This window comes from Delftia sp. RIT313 (assembly GCF_000632165.1).
Taxonomy (GTDB): domain Bacteria; phylum Pseudomonadota; class Gammaproteobacteria; order Burkholderiales; family Burkholderiaceae_C; genus Comamonas; species Comamonas acidovorans.
On sequence record NZ_JFYT01000036.1, the window covers coordinates 1 to 19,602 of the forward strand.

Here is a 19,602-nt window from a genome sequence, read left to right on the forward strand (position 1 = left end):
TCAGGCCGCTGGATGCGCAGGCCCTTGGCCTGCCGGCCCTGCCGTCCATGGACCTGATCCTGGGCCGCGCCGCGCTGTGGATTCAGGAGCCGCCGCAGTCACCGCTTCGAAGCAAGGCCGCCGCGCCGGACCATGCCATAACCACCACGCCCGGCCCATTGCGCGATCTGCAGGCCTGGCGCATGGCCGCTGGCATCGGCATCCTGTGCGCCCCGCAGTTCGCCGTGCTGTCCTTCGGTACGGTGTTCCTGCATGACCATGCCCAGTTGGGGCTGGGCGCGGCAGCGGCCCTCATGTCGGTCGTGCAACTGGCTTCCATGGCCTTGCGGATCTGGAGCGGCCGCTGGACCGACAGGCACCGGAACAGGCCCGCCTTTCTGCGCGCCTGCTGCCAGCTCACCCTGGCGCTGTTCACGGGCCTTGCGGTTCTGAGCTGGGCCGGCCACCCGGCCGGGTCTGCTGCGATGGGTGGGGCTCTCATGGTGATGCTGGGCATCTGCGGCATCTGCGTGTCCGCCTGGCATGGCGTGGCCTACACGCAGCTGGCCGGGCTGGCCGGTGCGGCCCGCGCGGGCACGGCGCTGGGCATGGCCAATACCTCCGTGTTCGCGGTCTGCTTTCTGGTGCCCCTGGCCATACCGCATCTGCTGTCGGCCCAGGGCTGGGGGCTGGTCTGGGCTTGTGCGGCGGCCTGCGCGGGCTGGGCCATGCAGCTGTTTGCACGGGCCGGTGCCATTGGCAACGCCAAGGCCGCGAAGACCCCCCAATTGCACGAGAATGTTGGCTGTCTTCCCCCACCGACCTCCCCCCGATCATGACCATCGCCCACTGGCTTGTTTTCTGCGGCGTCTCGCTGCTGATGTGCTTCACCCCCGGCCCCGCCGTGTTGCTGGCCATCTCCAACTCGGTGGACGTGGGCGCAAGGCGAACGGCACTGAGCTCGCTGGGCAGCTCGGTCGGCATCTTTGTGGTGTCCGGGCTGGCGATGATCGGCATGGGGACCATCCTCGCCATGTCGGCCCATGCATTTCTGGCCATGAAGGTGGCGGGCGCCATGTACCTGATCTGGCTGGGCGTCAAGCGCTGGCGCAGCAAGGACGGCTTGCTGGGCAGCGATGCGGGCCTGGCCCCCACCCAGCGGCGCGAGCGCAAGAACTGGCAACTGGTGGCCCAGGGCATGGGCGTGTCGCTGACCAATCCCAAGGCCATCCTGTTCTTCTCGGCGCTGTTTCCCCAGTTTGTCGTCCCGGGCGAGCCGCTGCTCACGCAGTACCTGGTGCTGACCACCACCTTCGCGGTCTGCGCCCTGATCTCGCACGCCTGCTACGTGCTGCTCATCTCCCTGATCAAGGGCCACCTGGTGGCACACGCCAAGCTGTTCAACCGCATCGTGGGCGGCACCTTCATCGCGCTGGGTGTGGGACTGCTCAGGACACGGCACAAGCTGGGCTGAGTGCGTGCGCAGCCCTTGCTCGCAATTGCTCGCACGGGCTGGCCCGCTGCTACTCACCCTCTTCGAACAAAACAGCGGCGTAGTCCATTGCGCCGTGCAGGATGTGAAGAATGATGGTCCGCTCTTCTTCCTCGGCCACGCGGTAGAAGATCAGATAGTTGCCATGCACGCGCCGACGAATGCCGTGGCCTTCATACCGGGGTACCAGCGGAAAAGCGAATGGCCTGCGTGCCAGGGCTTCGCATTTGTCACGCAACTCCTGCACGAATGACAGTGCGCGGCGCGGATTGTCCTGAGCTATGTAGTCAGCGATGTGCTCCAGGTCGCATTCCGCATTGCCCGTGAATTCAACAATCATGCGGACTGGTTGTTCTTTTCGGCCTGTTCGGTCATTGCGCGGTATTTGGCTTCCAGTCTGTCGAACACAGCGCCAGCTGGCTTTGTGCGCCCCGCGTCCGCGTCAGCCAATCCGCGCCTGATGGACGCGTCGAGCGCAGTCAGCCTGGTTTCCCTGTCCTGCACCAGCCGAACCCCCTCACGCAACACTTCGCTCTTGGATCCATACCGCCCGGTGTCGACAAGCTGCTGGACATAGCCTTCGAGTTGCTTGCCCAAATCTGCAGAAATCATGCTGCGCCCTCCTCGTGGGATTTGAAACTGCAACAAAGCCTAGCGCATTTATCAACAGTTATCAAATCAATACATTGCTGCCGACGTGCCATACCAGCCCTGAAACGCTGCGTATGCAAGAGGATGAGGCGAATGCAAGCCCGCCCCCAGCGCCCGCCACGCCCGCAACGCCCGCCACGCCCACGAAGGGCGGGCGGCGCGGCCGCAGATGCCAGGCTCAGTTCGCCCGCGCATCCCTCACCACGAAATGCTCCACATGCGGTGCCTGCGCAAAGTACGGGCCGATGATGGCGCGCCACTGCGCGAAAGCGGGTGACTCGCGAAAGCCCACGGTGTGGTCTTCCAGGGTCTCCCAGTTCACCTGCAGCACGTAGCGGCCGGGCGTTTCCATGCAGGCAAGAATGCTGTGCCCACGGTATCCACCGGCCTTGGACAGCACGTCGGCCACGGCCTGGGTCAGGGCCTGGCCGAATTCCTCGTGCCTGGCAGGATCGACCCTCAGTTCGGCAATTTCAACAATCATGGATATCTCCTGGAGAGGCGGCTCGATGTCGGCGCAGGAGGGCGGCCGGGGTCATCGCTCCTGGTTGAGAGACTGGATGCGCGCAGGGGCTGCGCGCATCCAGAGACTTGGAATATTGCAGAACTTGAGGATTCCTGCCCAGGGGATGCGCGCCCCGGGCAGGCGCCTTACTGCCCTGCCTGCTCAGGGATCAGCAGCAGCTTGCCCACGCTCTGGCCCGATTCCATGCGCCGGTGCGCCTGCGCGGCCTCGGCCAGCGGGTAGGTGCTGTCGATCACCGGGCGGATGGTGCCGGCCGCCAGCGCGGGCAGCCAACGCTGGGCGAAGCGCTGGACCATGGCCTGCTTGACTTCGGGCGGGCGCGACTTCATCACCGTCCCGAAGATCCGCAGGTGCTTGTACAGCAGCACATCCATGGGCACGGCCGCCGCCAGCGCGCCGCCCAGCAGGCCCACGCAGACCATGCGCCCGCCCATGCCCAGCGAGCGCATATTGCGCTCCAGGTAGGGGGCGCCAATGAAATCGACCACCACGTCCACGCCCTTGCCGCCCGTCCTGTCGGCCACCACGGCCTGGAAGTCTTCGCTGCGGTAGTCGATGAACACGTCGGCGCCAAGGCCCGTGACGGCGTCCCGCTTGTCGCCGCTGGCCGTGGCAAACACGCGCGCGCCGGCCGCATGCGCCAGCTGCACGGCCGCCGAGCCCACGCCGCTGCCCGCCGCGTGGATCAGCACCGATTCGCCGGGCTGCAGGCTGGCCAGGTGGAACAGCGCCTCATGCGCGGTGACGAAGACTTCGGCCACCGCGCCAGCGTCGGTCAGCGACAGGCTCTCGGGCACATGCATGGCCATGCGGTAGTCGATGCGCGACAGCTCGGCATAAGCGCCGCCGCCCACGATGCCCATGACGCGGTCGCCCACGGCAAAGCCCTGCACCTGCGCGCCCACCTCCACCACGGTGCCGGCGATCTCCAGGCCCATGAGGTCGGATTCACCAAAGTGGGCGCGGCCATAGGCGCCCTTGCGGTGGGAGACATCGGCACGGTTCACGCCAATCGCGGCGTTGCGCACCAGAAGGTCATGGGGCCGGACTTCGGGCCGGGCCACGTCGCGGGCCACGAGCACTTCGGGGCCGCCGAAGTCGTCGAAAACAATGGCTTGCATGCTTGTGCTGTCTTTCATTGCGCAGTGAGTATTCAAAAAAGGGTTGACGGTCCGATACCCAAAGCTTACGACTGCTTCAAGCCGCTCAAACGCAGCGATTTCGCTCTACAGTGCTGCAAATCTGCATCACCAAAACCGCCATGAACTGGGATGACACCCGCATCTTCCTCGCGCTGACACGCACGCCCTCCCTGCGCGCCGCCGCGCGCAGCCTGGGCGTGGACCAGGCCACCGTGGGCCGGCGCCTGAACGCGCTGGAGGCCGAGCTGGGCAGCAAGCTGTTTTTGCGCGCCAGGGATGGCTACCTGCTCACCGCCGCCGGCGAGGCCGCGCTGGGCGCCGCGCGGCGCATGGAAGGCGCGGCGCTGGACCTGCGCACGCGCATCGAGGGGCTGGACGACAGCCCGGCCGGCCTGGTGCGCGTGACCAGCACCGACTCGATCGCCACCGAATTCCTGCTGCCCGCCATAGAGCGCCTGCAGCAGCGCTGGCCCGGCATCCGCGTGGATCTGGAGGTATCCACGCACATGCTGAACCTGGGCCGCCGCCAGGCCGATATCGCGTTTCGCAACGTTCGCCCCGAGGCACCCGAGCTGGTGGTGCGCCGCGTGGTCGCCTGGCCCGTGGGACTGTTTGCGAGCGCAGCCTACGTGGCGCGCTTTGGCCAGCCGTCGGCAGAGGACGAGTTGCGCGGCCACCACCTCGTGGTCTATGGCCCTTTTCTGGAACAGCGGCCCGTTCCCACCATGGTCGATGTGCCCGCGCGCCAGGCCCGGATTGCCATGGCCGCCAACTCCAGCCTGCTGGTGCGCAAGGCCGTGGCGGCCGGCATCGGCCTGGGCGAAATGCCCGTGAGCATGGGCGAGCGCGAAGGCCTGCTGCGCATCTGGCCCCAGCGCCAGCGCTCGGACGACTACGAGGTCTGGCAGGTCATGCACCCCGATCTGCAGCGCACGACAAGGGTGCGCGTCACGGCCGAGTTCCTGGCCCAGGCGCTGGGCCAGACGATCAGCCCTGCTCCAGCAGCACCCGGATGAGGAGGTGCGGCTGCAGCGGCTTTTCCAGATAGTGGTCAAAGCCTGCCTGCAGCGCCTGGGTGCGGTCCTGCTCCCGGGCAAAGGCGCTGAGCGCCACGATCTTCACCTGTCTTGTTCCGCCAAAGTGCGCGGCCTCCGCTTCGCGCAGGGCCTTGACCAGCTGGAACCCGTCCTTTCCCGGCAGCCCTATGTCGCTGACGATGAGGCTGGGCCACTGCGCCTGGACCAGGGCCATGGCCTGGTCGAAGTTCTCGGCACTCCTGACGGTGGCGCCCTGGTCGGTCAGCACCACTTTCAGCATTTCGCTGGTGTCCGCATTGTCTTCAACGATGACGATGTCCTTGCCTTCCAGGGATTCGCCATTTTCAAGATGCGCATTCATCGGGTCGGCCTGGGAGGCGCTTGCCTCGTGCAGCGGAATCTCCACCCGCATGGTGACGCCACGGCCCACGCCTTCGCTGTGGGCACGCACGGTGCCCCCATGCAGCTCCACCAGGTGCTTGACGATGGACAGCCCCAATCCCAGGCCGGAATGCCCACGGGTGGCGGGGGCGGAGGCCTGCGAGAAGCGCTCGAAGACATGGGGAAGAAATTCTGGCGCGATGCCCACGCCCTCGTCCGCCACGCTCATCACCAGGCTTTCGTCACTGATTTCAAGGCCCACCTTCACCACGCTGCGCGCATTGGAGAACTTGATGGCGTTGGAGACCAGGTTCCACAGGATTTGCTGGAATCGCGTGACATCGATCCACGCCATGATGTCATCGGACGGCGCCTCGAACTGCAGGGTGATGTTCTTGTCGGCGGCGTTGTCGCGCAACGGCTCCAGGCTTTGCACGGCCAATGAGCAGACATTGACCTCCTCGCGGTGCAGATTGAGTTTTCCCGTCGTCAGGCGCGAGATATCCAGAATGTCCGCAATGATGCGGCTTTGTGCCTTCACGCCTTTCTCGATGGCATCTATGCCCTTCTTGAGCATGGCCTCGCTGAGGTTGGCGCGCTTGAGCAAATGCGTGCCCCCGTTGAGCAGGGACAGCGGCGTGCGCAGTTCATGCGAGAGCACGGCGACAAAATCATCCTTGGTGCGGCTGATGCGCTCTGCGGCCACGCGCGCCGCCTGCTCCTGCTCCAGCATCTGCTGGCGCTGCCTCTCGAACTCCAGGGACTCCGTCAGGTCCTGAGCCACGGCCAGGCGGATGCCGGGCTCGATGGGATCGGAGAACTTCCAGGAGATCAGGCGCTCCTGCCCGTCTGCCGGGAGGATGGGGAACTCGCCGCGCCAGGACTTTTCGGGGTCTTCGGCCAATTGCTGCGTAGCTTTTTCCCGAACGGCCTGCGGAACAAAGCCGATCAGCGGCTTGCCCGCCAGGTCGTCAATGCCGCGCTGCAGCAGTGCCTGCGCCTGGGAGTTGGCATCGCTGATCAGGCCGTCGGCGCTGACCAGCATCATGGCCGCCGGCGCCTGGTCATAGATGGCGCGAAAGCGTGACTCGCTGCGGCGCAGCCCGTCTTCCGCCAGGCGTGCGCGGATCAGGGCATGCAGCGTGGCAATCAGCAGCTGCGGCTCCACGGGGTGCACCATGTAAGCGTCGGCCCCTGCGTTGAGGCCCGCCACCTGGTGGTTGCTTTTCACATACTCGGCCGACAGGTGCACCACGGGAATCAGGCTGGTGTGCCGCGCACCGCGGATGGTGCGGCATACGTCAAAGCCCGAGATATCGGGCAAGTGCACATCCAGCACCACGGCTGCCACGCCGGTCTCCGACAGGGCAATGGCCTTTTCCCCGGTTTCCGCCTCGACCGTCTGGAATCCCGCCGCCCTGATGACCCGTGCCGTGGAGTAGCGCGTGGCAGGGTTGTCGTCAACGACAAGAATGGTGTGCAGGCTTCGGTCGAATGAGGGAAGAATCATTCCAGTCGTGTTCTTGGGCATGATGTTCCTGTTGTTTTTGATGGGATGAAGACCGGCTTGGCCGTATCAGGCCTTCAGATCCTTGGTATCGACCGGAAGATGCGCGGGAACGATCACGGAAAAAGTCGAGCCTTCGCCCAGGGCGCTTTGCACTTCCACCCAGCCTCCCAGAAGCTGTGCCAGCTGCTTGGACAGGGCCAGGCCCAGGCCCGTGCCCCGCAGGCGCTTCTGGATGGGTGAGTCGACCTGGGTGAAGTCATTGAAAATCGCGTCGTGGAATTCCGAGGCGATGCCTATGCCGGTATCCGCCACCGAGAATTTCACCAGCATGTCCCCCACCAGTTCTGCCGACACCTTGATCTCACCCTGCGGCGTGAATTTCAGGGCATTGGAGATGAAGTTTCTGAGGATCTGCGAAAGCTTGCGGTTGTCGGTGTAGAAGCGCGGCAGATCACCGGGCTCTTCGAACACCAGGCTCAACTCCACGTTGTCCGCCATGGCCTTGAACATGCCGCGCAAGGCAGCGAACAAATCCATCATCTCGAACCAGCCCGGCGAGATTTCCAGGCGGCCCGCCTCGATCTTGGCCAGGTCGAGCAGGTCGTTGACCATCTCGGAAAACTCGGCGGCGGTTTCCTGGATGAAGCCGACCTGCCGGGTCTGCTCGGTGGTGAGCGGTCCATCCACATGGTCCAGCAGCAGGCGCGCGTTGCTGCGGATGGCGCCTATGGGCGTGCGGAACTCATGGCTCATGTAGGAGAGGAAATGGCTCTTGAGTTCGGTGGCCTTGCGCAGCTTCTCGGCCTGCACATCCAGCTCGCCGTAAAGCGCGACCACGCCGCGATTGGTCTCGTCCAGCTCCTCGCGCAAGGACCTGATCTCGGCGCGGCACAGTTCCAGTTCGGCTTTGAGCTCGTCTTCGTTCATTGTTCTTCCTCGGCCTTGAGGACGACCACGGTGGCGTCATCCCTGCTGCGGGTGTTGTGCCAGAGAAGGCAGGCGGCCAGCAGGCCGGGGTCCCTGCCCAGCAGGCCCGCATAGTCCTCATGCTTCCAGCGGGCAGACACGCCGTCGGAGTGCAGTACCAGAACGCCATGGTCGAGGCTGGAGCAGTCGGCCACCCTGGGCCGCGAGATCTGTACACCTGCCGTGCCGTGCTGGCTGCTCAGGGAAAGGCTGGCCACGCCATTGAAAAGCCTGCCACTGATGTTTCCCGCACCGCAGCTGTGCACGGCCTGTGCGCCGAAGCGCACCGCCAACAGGGCTGCCCCGCGCGTGCCGCGCAGCGCTGCATGGGCCTGGGCCACGAACTCGTCCAGCGGCATGGCGGCATCGGCACCGCCGTTCCCTTTCCCATTCCAGTTCTGCGACGCAAAGACATCTACCGCCGCCCGGGCCGCCTCGCCCGCCAGCGGCCCATGGCCCAGGCCATCGGCCACCAGCACCTCGGCCAGCCCCGCGCCCGACCTGACCGCCCAGGCGTCGCCGCTGATGGTCTCGGGCGCAACGGCCAGGCAAACGGCGCCCATGCGCAGCGACAGTGCCGACGGCGCCCTGCGGCCTTCGCGCAGCCGCGCCAGGCTCACCGTGCCGGTGGCTTCGGAGACGACGAAGAAGTCGTCGGCCACCCTGGAGATGGCCCCCAGGCCCGTGCCCGGCGAGCCCGAGCCGGTGCTCACCCCGTCCTGCATGGCGGTGGCGATGTCCTCGATGCCCGGGCCGCGGTCGACACAGATGATTTCGATGTCATGCAGGGGCGGCCGCGCGGCTATCCAGATTTCAGCATCCCGGGCATGCCGCACCAGGTTGGTGGCCAGCTCGGTCGCCACCAGCCCCGAACGGCCCATGTCCTCGTCGCCCCAGCCCATGTCGGAGGCCAGTGCAACCACATGGCGCCTGACCTCGCCCACACGGCTCGCATCGCCTATTGGAAATGAACGATGGGTCCAGCCCCGGATTACTTCCACTTGGTGATACTCACTCGTGTGCCCTGACCCAGCTCGGTTTCTATCTTGAAATCATTCACCAGCCGCTTGCTTCCCGGCAGGCCCAGGCCCATTCCCATGCCGGTGGTGAAACCATCGGTCATGGCCATTTTCAGATCCTTGATTCCAGGCCCTGTGTCTTCAAAAATCAATTGCAAGGCCTGTTTTCCATTGACTTCGATGATGGCCCAGTTCATGTGGCCACCTTTTCCATGAATCAGCGTATTGCGGGACAGCTCGCTTGCAGCGGTAATCATCTTTGTCTGATCGACCAGCGAGAACTTCAGCATCTGGCAAAGCGAGCGCACCGTTTGGCGCGTGGCAACAATCTGCTGCTCGTTTTGTAACGGCATTTGGCCGCTGCGATCATGTTCCAAGGGTGGCTCCCGACTGCTGGGCCCGCAAAAGGGCCATTCCCCTCTCGACGGTCATCGCCGTCCTGACCCCGCCAAGGGACAGGCCCAACTCCACCAGGGTGATTGCAACGGCAGGCTGCATGCCCACCACGACGGTGGCGGCAGAAAGGATGCGGGCAATGCCCGAGATGGTCACCAGCATGCGCCCGACGAAGGAGTCCACCACCTCCAGCGCCGAGATATCGATCATGACGCCGCTGGCGCCCGTGCTCGCGATGCGCTCGGCCAGGTCGTCCTGGAGCGCCAGCGCCGTCTGGTCCTGCATGTCGATCTGGATGGAAACCAGCAGCACATCGCCCATGCGCAGGATTGGAATGCGGTCCATGGATGGCTCACTCCTGTGTCTGGCGGGTGATGCGCCAGCCGGCCTTGCCCATGGCCAGCTTGAGCGCCTCGGCCAGCGTGGCCTTGGTGGTGATGTCGCGCATGTCGATGCCCAGGTGCACGATGGTCTGGGCAATCTGGGGCCGGATGCCGCTGATGATGCATTCCGCGCCCATCAGGCGAATGGCCGTCACGGTGCGCAGCAGGTGCTGGGCCACCAGCGTGTCCACCGTGGGCACGCCGGTGATGTCGATGATGGCCAGCTCCGACTCGGTCGACACCAGGCTTTGCAGCAAGGACTCCATCACCACCTGGGTGCGGTTGCTGTCCAGCGTGCCGATCAGCGGAATGGCCAGCACCCCCTCCCACAGCTTGACGACGGGGGTGGACAGCTCCAGCAGCTCTTCCTGCTGGCGGATGATGATCTCCTCGCGTGCCTGCTGGAAGCTGCTGACCGTGTGCTGGGCCATGTTGTCCACCAGCACGGTGGCCCTCCAGATTTCCTGGATGGCCGCAGCAGGATCGCCCGACAGCCCGCGCTGGATGTGTGCGAACAGCGGCTTTTTCAGCGACAGAATGAACTGGCTGGTTTCACCGGCACGCTGGCCCTGGGCGGCGCGGGTGCGGGACAGCTCGGCCAGCAGGCGCCGCGCGGGATTCCAGCCCTCGTCCGAAAACCTTTGCGGATCGGCGCCGGAGGCGAAGGCGCCCACAATGGCGTTGATAATCCCGCGCGCATCTTTTTCAGCATTCTTCCCGAGCGTGGAATCACCCGCGCTGGCCTGGGCCATCCAATCATGGATCAAGGCATCAATATCATTTTGGAGTGTTTGCTGGATAATTCCGGTCATAGATATTTGCTGGATTTCAAATAAATTATTCGTTGAGGCTGCCAGAGAACTGCATTGGTGAAAATACAGCTGGCGTGCCAACCATGTTTTCTGCAGATTATTTACTGGCACCCTCGCCACGAGAGACACATTTTGTAATATCAAATAGCATCTTCCTGTAGGGGTTTTTCGACAGATGCATGTCCGCCAAGCCGCGACCTGGTCAGCAAGCCCCCGGTACGCAGCCACGGGGGACGCGGGCACGCCGGCTCCCCCCTTCCTGGAGGGCGGAGCCGGCACCGGAAGCAGCCCGCAACCCGTTTGCTCACAGGTTTTCTCATCCGTCAAACTGCGCAATGCATGCCCTTGGAAAATCCCAAGGACATTTCACACCTGGGCGCGGCAAGGCCATACACTGCCCAGCCTTTCTGAAATACGCCATGCCTGATATTGACCATGCAAACAACGCCTTCCACAAAAACCATCGTCAATCAGATTTTTGATGAGGACCGTTTGTCGGAGCTATTGAAACAAGAAGCCTCTCATGGCCTGGGTTTCGAGCAATGCGAATTCGATGGATTGAATCTCTATCAACTCGATTTGCAGGGCGCGCAATTTGTGGAGTGCAGTTTTGCCGACACCTGCTTTGAAAGCTGCCAACTGGCCGGCACCCGCTGGCTGCATTGCAAGGCGGGCCGCGCCGATTTTCGGCTGGCCAACCTGACGGATGCCCTGTTTTGCCAGAGCGACCTGAACAACACCAACTGGGAATTGGCCAAGCTGGCCTCAGCGCGCTTTCTTGAAGTCAAGCTGACCGGCGCCAGGTTTGGCGGTGCGCAAACCCTGGGCATTGATTTTCATGAGTCCCTGCTGATTGGTGCCGATCTGCGCGGCATGTCCTTCCGCAAGAAAACGCTGGAAGGCCTGAACTTCAGCGATGCCGATCTGGCCGGCTGCGACTTCCGCGATGCCGTTTTCCACAAGGCAAGCCTGCGCGATGCCCATCTCAAGAATGCCCGGTTCGATGGCGCGGACCTGCGCTCGGCGGACTTGCGCGGCTTGACGATTGCCTCGCTCAGCCAGCATTTCAAGGGCAGCCTGATCTCGCATGAGCAGGCTGCCGAGCTGGTGGGCGGGCTGGGCGTGCGCGTGATGTGAAGTCGCGGCGGGCGTGCCGCCACCGCCATCCGCACTCAGTAAACGATGTCGTGCTCGTACAGCAGCCTGGAGATGTCCTTGGGCACAAAGCCTGTCAGCAGCGAGTTCTCGTCCAGCAGATTGATGAACTCCCCCGCCGTGCAGGACTTGGAGTGGTCAATGATGAAGTCCAGGAACTCCTCGCTGACGCGGTCACCGTCCTGCTCGAAGGACCAGCTGTGTTCCTGGCCGCCCGATTGGAAGCGCAGCGTGACGGTGTCGCCCTCCATGCCGGATTCGATGCCCTCATAGCCGATGGCGCCACCGCAAGCCTTGGCGAAGCGCTTGAGCAGGGCCACGTAGTCTTCGTCGGCCTCGTTGTCTTCGCCAATGCCGCTATCGAACAATTTGACCTGGGCGGCCTTGGTGTGCTGGCGCAGTGCCGCCATCAAGGCGTACTCGTCCTCGATGGAGGCGATGTCGAAATCCGCAGGCACGATGCCGTGCGTCTTCATGGCGGAGGCAATCACGGCGACAGGGTTCTGGCTCTGGGTCATGGTGGTGTCTGAAAGGGTTGCGGGATCGGAGACGGTGCCGATGATAGGCACAGCCTGTGCCTGCGCACTGGACATCTTGTCCGGTGGCATCCGGCTTGCGCCTTCAGTCTGTGGAAGCGGGCCTGCGCCTGTCCTTGCGCAGCATGTCCAGATAGAGCGCTTCCACCTTCTCGCGCGCCCAGGGCGTCTTGCGCAGGAATTTGAGGCTGGAGCTGACGCTGGGGTCCAGCGTGAAGCAGCGCACCGGAACCTGCCGTGCCAGGGCGGGCCAGCCATAGCGGGCCTCCAGGGCACGGACGATGGCTTCGAGCGTGAGGCCGTGCAGCGGATTGCGGGGCTGGGCGGCGGGGGGCGGAGTTTCTTGCATGGGGTGATTCTCCCTTGTGATGAACCGCAAGCCTGGCAGTGCGGTGCACGCGCTGGTGCCGAGGTTGGCAGCGGCAGGACAGGTTCCACAGAAACGGGGCCGCGCCGGCACTGTGCGAGCGCGGAAAAATTTGTAAACACATGAAACCAAAGAAGAAGTTTCTGTAGCATTCACGGCGTCCCTGCCTCTTCTTCGAACCCGCTTCCATGCCTGCCCTGTCCCTTCGCCAGAAACTGCTGGCTCCGCTGGTTTTCTGCCTGCTGGCGCTGCTTGCGCTGACCCTGTTCAACGCCTACCAGGCACGCAGCAAGGCCTATGAGGCCCGGCAGCAGGCGCTGCGGGACTTTGTCGATTCGGCAGACAGCCTGATTGCCGCCATTGCGGCAGAGGCCAAGGCCGGCAAGCTGCCTGAAGAAGACGCCAAGGCCACGGCCATTGCCCGCGTGGGGCAGCTGCGCTATGCCGGTGGTGCGGGCTACATCACCAGCATCACGACGGATTCCGTGGTGCTGAACAACCCCGCAAGCCCGGGCATCAACGGCAAGAACATGGCCGGATTCCAGGACGCCAAGGGCAGCTACCTCTACCGCAGCATTGCCGCCGTGGGCGCTTCTGCCCAGGGCAACGGCTACCTCACCTACTGGTGGCCCCGTCCCGGCGCGAAGGAGCCCAGCGAGAAGCTGGCCTATGCCAAGCGATCCACCTCCTGGAACTGGGACCTGATCGCGGGTGACTATGTGGACGACATCCAGCAGGCCTTCATCGCCACCATCATCAAGTCGGTGGCGGCGCTGGCGGTGCTGGGCGCACTGCTGTCGTTGATCGCCTGGATGGCCACGCGCAGCGTGCTCCAGGCCATCGGCGGAGAGCCGGCCGTGGCGGCAGCGATCGCCAACCGCATCGCCGCCGGGGATCTGTCGCAAACCGGGCTGGAGGGGGCATCGCACGCACCGGAAGGCAGCGTGATCGCGGCGGTGCAGCGCATGAGCGAGCAGCTGCGCCAACTGGTGACGCGCATCCATGACACGGCGGGCATCATCCACCGCTCGGCCGGCGAGATTGCCACGGGCAGCCTGGACCTGTCGCAGCGCACGGAGCAGCAGGCCAGCTCGCTGGAGGAAACGGCGGCGTCCATGGAGCAGTTGACCGCCACCGTGCACCAGAACGCGGAAAACGCGCAGCAGGCAAGCCAGATCGCCTCGGGCGCCTGCGCGGTGGCCGAGCGCGGCGGCACCGTGGTGGACCAGGTGGTGAGCACGATGGGCGAGATCAATACCTCGTCGCGCCGCGTGGTGGACATCATCGGCGTGATCGACGGCATCGCCTTCCAGACCAACATCCTCGCGCTGAACGCGGCCGTGGAGGCTGCGCGCGCTGGCGACCAGGGGCGCGGCTTCGCGGTCGTGGCGGGCGAGGTGCGCACCCTGGCGCAGCGCAGCGCCTCGGCCGCGCGCGAGATCAAGACGCTGATCCAGGCCTCGGTGGAGCGTGTGGATGCCGGCGCCACCCTGGTGGACCAGGCCGGGCAGACCATGCGCGAAGTGGTCACCACGGTGCGCAACATCACAGGCATCGTGACCGAGATCGCCTCGGCCAGCCGCGAGCAAAGCACCGGCATCGAGCAGGTGGGCCATGCCGTGACCGACATGGACCGCGTGACCCAGCAGAACGCCGCACTGGTGGAGCAGTCCTCGGCCGCCACGCAGGTGCTGCAGCAGGAGTCGGAGAAGCTCTCCCGCCTGACGGCATCGTTCAAACTCTAGGCTTCGCTTCCCTTCTCTTTTCAGACATGATCACCTGCTACCTGCGCTACATCATCGACCCGTTCAAGGCCAAGGAATTCGAGGAGTACGGCAAAACCTGGATTCCTCTGGTCGAGAAATTCGGCGGCAAGCACCACGGCTACTTCCTGCCGTCCGAAGGCGCCAACAATGTGGCGCTGGCCATGTTCAGCTTCCCCAGCATGGCGCTGTACGAGGAGTACCGCATCAAGTCCATGCAGGACCCCGAGTGCCAGGCCGCCTTCCGCTACGCGGAGGACACGCGCTGCATCCTGAGCTACGAGCGCAGCTTCATGCGCCCGGTGTTCGGCTGAACCTCCCCCCGCGCCACGCCCATGTGCGTGGCGCGCGTTTGCAAATACGGAATCGGTATTTTCACAACTGAAGCACGCTAACTAGCATCCATCCCATTGCAATCTTTTGAGGATGGAGCGCGTGAACAAGCGTCGTTTCCTGCTGGCCGGCCCGTCTCTGCTGGCCGCTGCCGCCCTGGCTTCCACCACCGCCGCACGGGCTGCGGCCGACCCCAGGACCCGATTGGTCGTTGCCGACCAGAGCGAGCTGCTGCGCCACCTGCTGGACGCCAGCGGCGAGCGCAAACGCCTGGGCTTTCAGCTGGAGCTGCCCAACTTCGCGGGCGGCCCGGCCATCTTCGAGGCCATACGCGCAGGCGCGCTGGACATTGCCTATGTGGGCGACACGCCGCCCATCCAGGCGCGCGCCGCCGGCGTGCAGCTGCCCATCATCGCCACCTTCACGCGCGAGCGCGCCCAGTACCGGCTGGTGCAGCGCGCCGATGCAGGCATAGAGCGCCTGGCCGACCTGCGCGGCAAGCGCCTGAGCTATGTGGAAGGCTCGGGCCGCCAGGTCTTCCTGATCGAGGCATTGACACGCGCGGGCCTGACGCTGGCCGACGTGAAGCTGGTCAACCTGCGCGTGGCCGAACTCAACGACGCGCTGCGCGCCAAGGCCGTGGACGTGGCCGTGCTCATGGAGCCCCATGTCACGCGCCTGGGCAAGCAGATCGGCGCGCGGCCCGTGCCCGATCCTCAGGAGCGCACGCTGCTGCCCGCCACCTCGTACCTTTATGCCCGGCCCGACGTGCTGGCCGACCCGGCCAAGTCCCAGGCCATCGTCGATTTCCTGGGCGCCTTCGTGCGCGCAGGCAAGTGGAGCAATGGCCACGAGCAGGAATGGGGCCGCCACTACTACACGCAGTTCCAGCGCATCGATGCGGAGAGCACGGCGGCCATCCTGGCATCGCAGTCCGACCTGCTGTTCCAGACGGCCGCCGAGGCGCAGCCGCACCACCAGAAGCTGATCGACATCCTGCACGCCGCCGGCAGCCTGCCGCAGCGGCTGGATGCGGCCGGCTCCTTCGTGTCCACCTACGACCGCGTGATCGTGGCCAACCGATGAACCGGCCAGAAAACACACGATGACGCAAGCGCAACTGGACATCAACGCGGCCGGTCTGGCACCGGCCACCGCAGCCACCGCTCAATCCGCGCCCGCCCCCCGGGCCGCCGTGCAACTGGTGCCCGCGCGCCTGTCGCAGGGCGCGCTGCTGGTGGGTCCCGGCCTGCTGCTGGTGCTGTGGGAGGCGGCCTCGCGCCTGGGCTGGCTGTCGCCCGAGACGCTGACCGCGCCCTCGCAGGCCCTGGTCGCCGGCTACGGCATGGTGGCCGACGGCAGCCTGCTGCCCCACCTGCTGGCATCGGCAGGCCGTGCCTACAGCGGATTGCTGCTGGGCGTGGTGGCTGGCGTGCTGCTGGCCCTGGCATCGGGCCTGACGCGCACGGGCGAGGCCCTGCTCGACGGCCTGGTGCAGATCAAGCGCGCCGTGCCCACGCTGGCGCTGATTCCCCTGGCCATCATCTGGCTGGGCATTGGCGAGTCCATGAAGATCTTTCTGATCTTCACGGCCGTGCTGGTGCCCGTCTACATCAATACCCACGCGGCCCTGCGCGGCATCGACATCGGCCATGTGGAGCTGGCCCAGACCCTGGGCCTGTCGCGCGCCGAATTCATCCGCAAGGTGGCGCTGCCGGGCGCGCTGCCGGGCTTCTTCGTGGGCCTGCGCATTGCCGTGTCGCTGTGCTGGACGGCGCTGGTGGTGCTGGAACTGATCAACACGCAGACCGGCATCGGCTACCTCATGAACCGCGCCCGCGACTGGGGGCAGACCGATGTGATCGTGGTGGGCATCCTCATCTACGCCCTGCTGGGCCTGCTGTCCGACGCCGTGGTGCGCCGCGTCGAGGCGCACGTGCTGTCCTACCGGAGGTCGCTGGGATCATGAGCCATCACCCCACCCCGGGCGCCGTGCGGCTGCAGCGCTTCACGCGCAGCTTTGGCGGCAAGAACGTGCTGGACGCCATCGACCTGGACATTGCCCCGGGCCAGTTCGTGGCCCTGCTGGGCGAGTCCGGCTCGGGCAAGACCACCTTGCTGCGCGCGCTCGCCGGGCTGGACGGCCATGCGCAGTCCAGCGGCGCGGCCAGTGCGCAGGGCAATGTGTCCGTGCTGTTCCAGGATGCTCGCCTGCTGCCTTGGCTGTCGGTGCTGGACAACCTCACGCTGGGTCTGGACGCCCGCGCCGTGCGGCCTGCAGCCGAGCAGATCCTGGCCGATGTGGGCCTGCAGGACAAGGCCGGCGCCTGGCCCGCCACGCTGTCGGGCGGGCAAAAGCAGCGCGCCTCGCTGGCCCGCAGCCTGCTGCGCGACCCGCACGTGCTGCTGGCCGACGAGCCCTTCGGCGCGCTGGACGCGCTCACGCGAATGCGCATGCACGGCCTGCTGCTGCGCCTGGTCGAGCGCATACGGCCCACGGTCATCCTCGTCACGCACGACGTGGACGAATCCCTGCTGCTGGCCGACCGCATCCTGGTGCTCAGGGATGGCCGCATCGCCGAGGACCACGCCGTGGACCTGCCCCATCCCCGCCGCCCCGACCATCCTGCCTTCGTGCAGCTGCGCGCCACCTTGCTGCGCAGCCTGGGCGTCGAGACAGAGATCGCCTGACGCCGGCCCCGCCCGCGAAACAACCCACACAACAAAGGACTGCTCCCATGTCTCGGCAACTGCACCTGAACCTGTTCCTCATGACGCGCGGCCACCATGAAGGCGCCTGGCGCCATCCCGGCGCCAACCGCAAGGCGCTCACCGACCTGGAGCTGTACGTCGATGCCGCACGCATCGCCGAGGCCGCCAAATTCGACGCCGTCTTCCTGGCCGACAGCCTGGTCGGGCCCGAGAACGGCCAGCAGATCACCTCGGGCCTGCTGGACCCCCTGGTGCTGCTGACGGCACTGGCACTGCGCACCGAGCGCATCGGCCTGATCGGCACCGCCTCCACCACCTACAGCCATGCCTATACGCTGGCGCGCCAGTTCGCCTCGCTGGACCATCTGTCCAAGGGGCGGGCGGGCTGGAACATCGTCACTTCCTGGGCGCCCAACGCGGGCCTGAACTTCGGACTGGCCGACAACGTGGACCACGGCGACCGCTACCGCATCGCCGAGGAATTCGTGTCCGCCGTCGATGCGCTGTGGCGCAGCTTTCCGGCCAGCGCCCTGCTGGACGACACGGCGGCCGGCCAGTTCCTCGACGCATCGCAGATCCGGCCCGTCCACTTCGAGGGCAAATACATCCGCACGCGCGGCCCGCTCAACGTGCCCGGCAGCCCGCAGGGCCGGCCCGTCTTCGTGCAGGCCGGCCAGTCCGAGTCCGGCCGCGCCTTTGCCGCGCAATGGGCCGAGGCCATCTTCACGGCCCACGGCTCGCGGGAATCGGCCCAGGCCTTCTATGCCGACATCAAGGGACAGGCGCAGCAGCTGGGCCGCCGCCCGCAGGACATCGTGATCCTGCCCGGCATCAGCGCCGCCATAGGCTCCACCGAATACGAGGCGCGCCAGGTCTGGGAAGAGCTCGACAGCCTGACCAGCATCGAGGTCGGCCTGGCCCGCCTGTCCGCACGCTTTGGCGGCCACGACTTCTCGACCGTGCCGCTGGACCGCCTGCTCACGCGCGACGACTTCCCCGATCCCGACAAGGTCGAAGCCTCGCGCAGCCGCGCCGTGGGCTACGTGGAAACCAGCCTGCGCGACGGCCTCACCCTGCGCGGCCTGCTCAAGCGCCTGGCCGGCGCCCGCGGCCACCTGGCCGTGGCCGGCACGCCCGAACAGGTGGCCGACATCATCGAAGACTGGTTCAGGCACGGCGCGGCCGACGGCTTCAACGTCATGCCGCCCATACTCAACCAGCAGTTCCAGCTGTTCACCAGCGAAGTCGTGCCGATCCTGCGCAAGCGCGGCCTGTTCCGCGAGGAATACGAAAGCCGCACGCTGCGCGGGCATTTCGGGCTGGGGGAGCTGGCGGCGACGGGGGCAGGTGATGCCCCAGCCGCGCGCCCAAGGGAGCAAGCGCTGGCGGCTTGACCGATGCGGCGCTGCGGCTGCACAGACAGGCCTACAGCAGAATGTCCGCCGTGGGGTACTTCCAGAAGTCGCGCAGCAGGTAGCTGATCGGCAGGTTCAGATTCGTGGAGCTGGGTGGAATCGGCTGCAGGAACCACTTCTCGTAGATGGGGTGGATTTCGCGGCTGGTGATGATCCGCTTCATCTCTTCATCGACCAGTTTCTTGAACGCGGTATCGGCCTTCGGCAGCATGATGGCCAGGGGTTCGGTGGACAGGAACTTGCCCACCACCTTCAGGGCGCGTGGATCGGGCCGTGCAGCGGCCAGCCCGTTGAGAAGCACGTCATCCATCACGAACGCGTCGGCTTCGCCCTTCTCCACCATCTCCAGGGCCCTCGCGTGATCGGGGGCCTCCACAATGGTGATGCCCATGAGGCGCTGCCTGTTGGCCTGCGTCACCAGGGCCATCGGGCTGGTGCCCTTGGTGGAAACCAGTTTTTTGCCCTTGAGATCCTCCATCGCGTTGATGGTGCTTTCGGCCTTCACGAGCATCCGGGCGCCGGTGATGAAATGGGGAACCGTGAACGCCACGGTCTGGCGCCGCTGCGCGTTGTTCGTGGTCGAGCCGCACTCCATGTCGGCCTTGCCCTGCTCGATCACGGCCATGCGATTGGCGGGCGTGACCATCAGGAACTCCACCTTCATGTCCTTCCTGCCTGTCTGCTTGCGCACCGCCTCGGCCAGGCGAAGGCACAGATCCAGCGCGTAACCGACGGGCTTGCCGCTGCGCGTGTCGATGTAGGAGAAGGGGACCGACGATTCCCGGTGCGCGATCACCAGCGCGCCACCGGCCTGGACCTTGTCCAGCACACCGGCTGCAGATACACCGCTCAAGGCCGACAGGCCCAACGCACCCAACGCAATTCCCCACTGGCGAAAGATCATCGAAGTCCTTGGATCGCAGGCGCTGGGCGGCGCCCAGCAGTGTCGTGACAGGTTATACACGTATTGTTACCAGATGTGCAAACCTGGGCTTACGCGCCCCCATCCTCATCCAGCAGTTCGAAT

Annotated in this window: 23 protein-coding genes; 10 read left to right on the forward strand and 13 right to left on the reverse strand. The window is 65.5% G+C overall.

Features of this window, described 5'->3' with window-relative positions; translation table 11 throughout:
* Positions 1-818, forward strand: an 818-nt coding sequence (locus BW39_RS08860; protein WP_235264179.1) for an MFS transporter, incomplete at its 5' end; no start/stop codon positions are given.
* Positions 815-1,453, forward strand: coding sequence for a LysE family translocator (locus BW39_RS08865; protein WP_013801864.1), 639 nt, complete (start codon positions 815-817; stop codon positions 1,451-1,453). The genes BW39_RS08860 and BW39_RS08865, both read left to right, overlap by 4 nt.
* A gap of 49 nt (positions 1,454-1,502) precedes the next feature.
* Here BW39_RS08865 and BW39_RS08870 read toward each other — a convergent pair whose 3' ends face one another.
* The 4 genes from BW39_RS08870 to BW39_RS08885 form a co-directional block, all read right to left on the reverse strand.
* Entirely contained in the window at positions 1,503-1,811 is a 309-nt protein-coding gene (locus tag BW39_RS08870) for a type II toxin-antitoxin system RelE/ParE family toxin (RefSeq protein WP_043821185.1), read from the reverse strand.
* A complete protein-coding gene (locus BW39_RS08875; RefSeq protein ID WP_043821187.1) occupies positions 1,808-2,083 on the reverse strand; it encodes a type II toxin-antitoxin system ParD family antitoxin in 276 nt (91 codons plus the stop codon). Before BW39_RS08875 ends, BW39_RS08870 begins: the two co-directional genes overlap by 4 nt.
* A 217-nt stretch (positions 2,084-2,300) precedes the next feature.
* Complete coding sequence (locus BW39_RS08880; protein WP_043821188.1) at positions 2,301-2,606, reverse strand: antibiotic biosynthesis monooxygenase family protein; 306 nt, start codon at positions 2,604-2,606, stop codon at positions 2,301-2,303.
* Between the two features lie 167 nt (positions 2,607-2,773).
* The gene (locus tag BW39_RS08885; protein WP_097202034.1) at positions 2,774-3,769 is read right to left on the reverse strand and encodes an NAD(P)H-quinone oxidoreductase; all 996 of its coding nucleotides are present in this window, start codon (positions 3,767-3,769) and stop codon (positions 2,774-2,776) included.
* 140 nt (positions 3,770-3,909) lie between these two features.
* Here BW39_RS08885 and BW39_RS08890 point away from each other — a divergent pair, with 140 nt between their 5' ends.
* A complete protein-coding gene (locus BW39_RS08890; protein WP_013801859.1) occupies positions 3,910-4,806 on the forward strand; it encodes a LysR family transcriptional regulator in 897 nt (298 codons plus the stop codon).
* On the opposite strand, the gene BW39_RS08895 is transcribed toward BW39_RS08890, so the two are convergent.
* Genes BW39_RS08895 through BW39_RS08920 form a run of 6 tightly spaced genes read right to left on the reverse strand, consistent with a single transcriptional unit; the run spans position 4,778 to position 10,294 of the window.
* On the reverse strand, positions 4,778-6,739 hold the full coding sequence (locus BW39_RS08895; RefSeq protein ID WP_043821191.1) for a hybrid sensor histidine kinase/response regulator: 1,962 nt from the start codon (positions 6,737-6,739) through the stop codon (positions 4,778-4,780). The two genes, BW39_RS08890 and BW39_RS08895, sit on opposite strands and share 29 nt — an antisense overlap.
* A 45-nt stretch (positions 6,740-6,784) precedes the next feature.
* Positions 6,785-7,645: a sensor histidine kinase gene (locus tag BW39_RS08900; RefSeq protein ID WP_043821193.1), complete on the reverse strand. Its 861-nt coding sequence runs from the start codon at positions 7,643-7,645 to the stop codon at positions 6,785-6,787.
* Positions 7,642-8,628 carry an ATP-binding protein gene (locus BW39_RS08905; protein WP_235264180.1) on the reverse strand — a complete coding sequence of 329 codons (987 nt, stop codon included), beginning with the start codon at positions 8,626-8,628 and terminating at the stop codon, positions 7,642-7,644. The genes BW39_RS08900 and BW39_RS08905 overlap by 4 nt, the downstream gene beginning before the upstream one ends.
* A 47-nt stretch (positions 8,629-8,675) precedes the next feature.
* Positions 8,676-9,080, reverse strand: a complete 405-nt coding sequence (locus BW39_RS08910; protein WP_012206212.1) for an anti-sigma regulatory factor — start codon at positions 9,078-9,080, stop codon at positions 8,676-8,678.
* A complete protein-coding gene (locus BW39_RS08915) occupies positions 9,070-9,444 on the reverse strand; it encodes an STAS domain-containing protein (RefSeq protein WP_012206213.1) in 375 nt (124 codons plus the stop codon). The genes BW39_RS08910 and BW39_RS08915 overlap by 11 nt, the downstream gene beginning before the upstream one ends.
* Positions 9,445-9,451: 7 nt before the next feature.
* Positions 9,452-10,294: an STAS domain-containing protein gene (locus BW39_RS08920; RefSeq protein ID WP_043821197.1), complete on the reverse strand. Its 843-nt coding sequence runs from the start codon at positions 10,292-10,294 to the stop codon at positions 9,452-9,454.
* A 435-nt stretch (positions 10,295-10,729) separates the two neighbouring features.
* Between BW39_RS08920 and BW39_RS08925 the strand changes: the two genes are divergently transcribed.
* Positions 10,730-11,431: a pentapeptide repeat-containing protein gene (locus tag BW39_RS08925; RefSeq protein ID WP_043821199.1), complete on the forward strand. Its 702-nt coding sequence runs from the start codon at positions 10,730-10,732 to the stop codon at positions 11,429-11,431.
* 35 nt (positions 11,432-11,466) lie between these two features.
* On the opposite strand, the gene BW39_RS08930 is transcribed toward BW39_RS08925, so the two are convergent.
* The gene (locus BW39_RS08930; RefSeq protein WP_152547208.1) at positions 11,467-11,967 is read right to left on the reverse strand and encodes a hypothetical protein; all 501 of its coding nucleotides are present in this window, start codon (positions 11,965-11,967) and stop codon (positions 11,467-11,469) included.
* A gap of 103 nt (positions 11,968-12,070) precedes the next feature.
* Positions 12,071-12,334 carry a VF530 family DNA-binding protein gene (locus BW39_RS08935; protein ID WP_043821202.1) on the reverse strand — a complete coding sequence of 88 codons (264 nt, stop codon included), beginning with the start codon at positions 12,332-12,334 and terminating at the stop codon, positions 12,071-12,073.
* Between the two features lie 206 nt (positions 12,335-12,540).
* Between BW39_RS08935 and BW39_RS08940 the strand changes: the two genes are divergently transcribed.
* From BW39_RS08940 to BW39_RS08965, 6 genes are all read left to right on the forward strand, one after another.
* Positions 12,541-14,097 carry a methyl-accepting chemotaxis protein gene (locus tag BW39_RS08940; RefSeq protein WP_043821204.1) on the forward strand — a complete coding sequence of 519 codons (1,557 nt, stop codon included), beginning with the start codon at positions 12,541-12,543 and terminating at the stop codon, positions 14,095-14,097.
* Between the two features lie 26 nt (positions 14,098-14,123).
* Positions 14,124-14,429 carry an NIPSNAP family protein gene (locus tag BW39_RS08945; protein WP_012206218.1) on the forward strand — a complete coding sequence of 102 codons (306 nt, stop codon included), beginning with the start codon at positions 14,124-14,126 and terminating at the stop codon, positions 14,427-14,429.
* Positions 14,430-14,541: 112 nt separating this feature from the next.
* Positions 14,542-15,534, forward strand: coding sequence for an ABC transporter substrate-binding protein (locus BW39_RS08950; protein WP_034395739.1), 993 nt, complete (start codon positions 14,542-14,544; stop codon positions 15,532-15,534).
* 19 nt (positions 15,535-15,553) lie between these two features.
* Positions 15,554-16,417: an ABC transporter permease gene (locus tag BW39_RS08955; RefSeq protein WP_043821206.1), complete on the forward strand. Its 864-nt coding sequence runs from the start codon at positions 15,554-15,556 to the stop codon at positions 16,415-16,417.
* Positions 16,414-17,139 carry an ABC transporter ATP-binding protein gene (locus tag BW39_RS08960; protein ID WP_043821209.1) on the forward strand — a complete coding sequence of 242 codons (726 nt, stop codon included), beginning with the start codon at positions 16,414-16,416 and terminating at the stop codon, positions 17,137-17,139. Before BW39_RS08955 ends, BW39_RS08960 begins: the two co-directional genes overlap by 4 nt.
* 47 nt (positions 17,140-17,186) lie before the next feature.
* Positions 17,187-18,554 (forward strand): LLM class flavin-dependent oxidoreductase, encoded by a 1,368-nt coding sequence (locus tag BW39_RS08965; protein WP_043821210.1) that lies wholly within the window; start codon positions 17,187-17,189, stop codon positions 18,552-18,554.
* 31 nt (positions 18,555-18,585) lie between these two features.
* On the opposite strand, the gene BW39_RS08970 is transcribed toward BW39_RS08965, so the two are convergent.
* Positions 18,586-19,479 carry an amino acid ABC transporter substrate-binding protein gene (locus BW39_RS08970; RefSeq protein WP_013801845.1) on the reverse strand — a complete coding sequence of 298 codons (894 nt, stop codon included), beginning with the start codon at positions 19,477-19,479 and terminating at the stop codon, positions 18,586-18,588.
* Between the last annotated feature and the right edge of the window lie 123 nt (positions 19,480-19,602).

Excerpts from the sequence above, each read along its gene's own strand:
- BW39_RS08895 (WP_043821191.1), bottom strand. The coding sequence starts at position 6,739 with ATGCCCAAGAACACGACTGGAATGATTCTTCCCTCATTCGACCGAAGC.
- BW39_RS08935 (WP_043821202.1), bottom strand. The coding sequence starts at position 12,334 with ATGCAAGAAACTCCGCCCCCCGCCGCCCAGCCCCGCAATCCGCTGCAC.
- BW39_RS08955 (WP_043821206.1), top strand. The coding sequence starts at position 15,554 with ATGACGCAAGCGCAACTGGACATCAACGCGGCCGGTCTGGCACCGGCC.
- BW39_RS08960 (WP_043821209.1), top strand. The coding sequence starts at position 16,414 with ATGAGCCATCACCCCACCCCGGGCGCCGTGCGGCTGCAGCGCTTCACG.
- BW39_RS08925 (WP_043821199.1), top strand. The coding sequence starts at position 10,730 with ATGCAAACAACGCCTTCCACAAAAACCATCGTCAATCAGATTTTTGAT.
- BW39_RS08970 (WP_013801845.1), bottom strand. The coding sequence starts at position 19,479 with ATGATCTTTCGCCAGTGGGGAATTGCGTTGGGTGCGTTGGGCCTGTCG.
- BW39_RS08875 (WP_043821187.1), bottom strand. The coding sequence starts at position 2,083 with ATGATTTCTGCAGATTTGGGCAAGCAACTCGAAGGCTATGTCCAGCAG.
- BW39_RS08965 (WP_043821210.1), top strand. The coding sequence starts at position 17,187 with ATGTCTCGGCAACTGCACCTGAACCTGTTCCTCATGACGCGCGGCCAC.
- BW39_RS08870 (WP_043821185.1), bottom strand. The coding sequence starts at position 1,811 with ATGATTGTTGAATTCACGGGCAATGCGGAATGCGACCTGGAGCACATC.
- BW39_RS08880 (WP_043821188.1), bottom strand. The coding sequence starts at position 2,606 with ATGATTGTTGAAATTGCCGAACTGAGGGTCGATCCTGCCAGGCACGAG.
- BW39_RS08900 (WP_043821193.1), bottom strand. The coding sequence starts at position 7,645 with ATGAACGAAGACGAGCTCAAAGCCGAACTGGAACTGTGCCGCGCCGAG.
- BW39_RS08945 (WP_012206218.1), top strand. The coding sequence starts at position 14,124 with ATGATCACCTGCTACCTGCGCTACATCATCGACCCGTTCAAGGCCAAG.
- BW39_RS08885 (WP_097202034.1), bottom strand. The coding sequence starts at position 3,769 with ATGCAAGCCATTGTTTTCGACGACTTCGGCGGCCCCGAAGTGCTCGTG.
- BW39_RS08865 (WP_013801864.1), top strand. The coding sequence starts at position 815 with ATGACCATCGCCCACTGGCTTGTTTTCTGCGGCGTCTCGCTGCTGATG.
- BW39_RS08920 (WP_043821197.1), bottom strand. The coding sequence starts at position 10,294 with ATGACCGGAATTATCCAGCAAACACTCCAAAATGATATTGATGCCTTG.
- BW39_RS08890 (WP_013801859.1), top strand. The coding sequence starts at position 3,910 with ATGAACTGGGATGACACCCGCATCTTCCTCGCGCTGACACGCACGCCC.
- BW39_RS08950 (WP_034395739.1), top strand. The coding sequence starts at position 14,542 with ATGGAGCGCGTGAACAAGCGTCGTTTCCTGCTGGCCGGCCCGTCTCTG.
- BW39_RS08940 (WP_043821204.1), top strand. The coding sequence starts at position 12,541 with ATGCCTGCCCTGTCCCTTCGCCAGAAACTGCTGGCTCCGCTGGTTTTC.
- BW39_RS08930 (WP_152547208.1), bottom strand. The coding sequence starts at position 11,967 with ATGACCCAGAGCCAGAACCCTGTCGCCGTGATTGCCTCCGCCATGAAG.
- BW39_RS08915 (WP_012206213.1), bottom strand. The coding sequence starts at position 9,444 with ATGGACCGCATTCCAATCCTGCGCATGGGCGATGTGCTGCTGGTTTCC.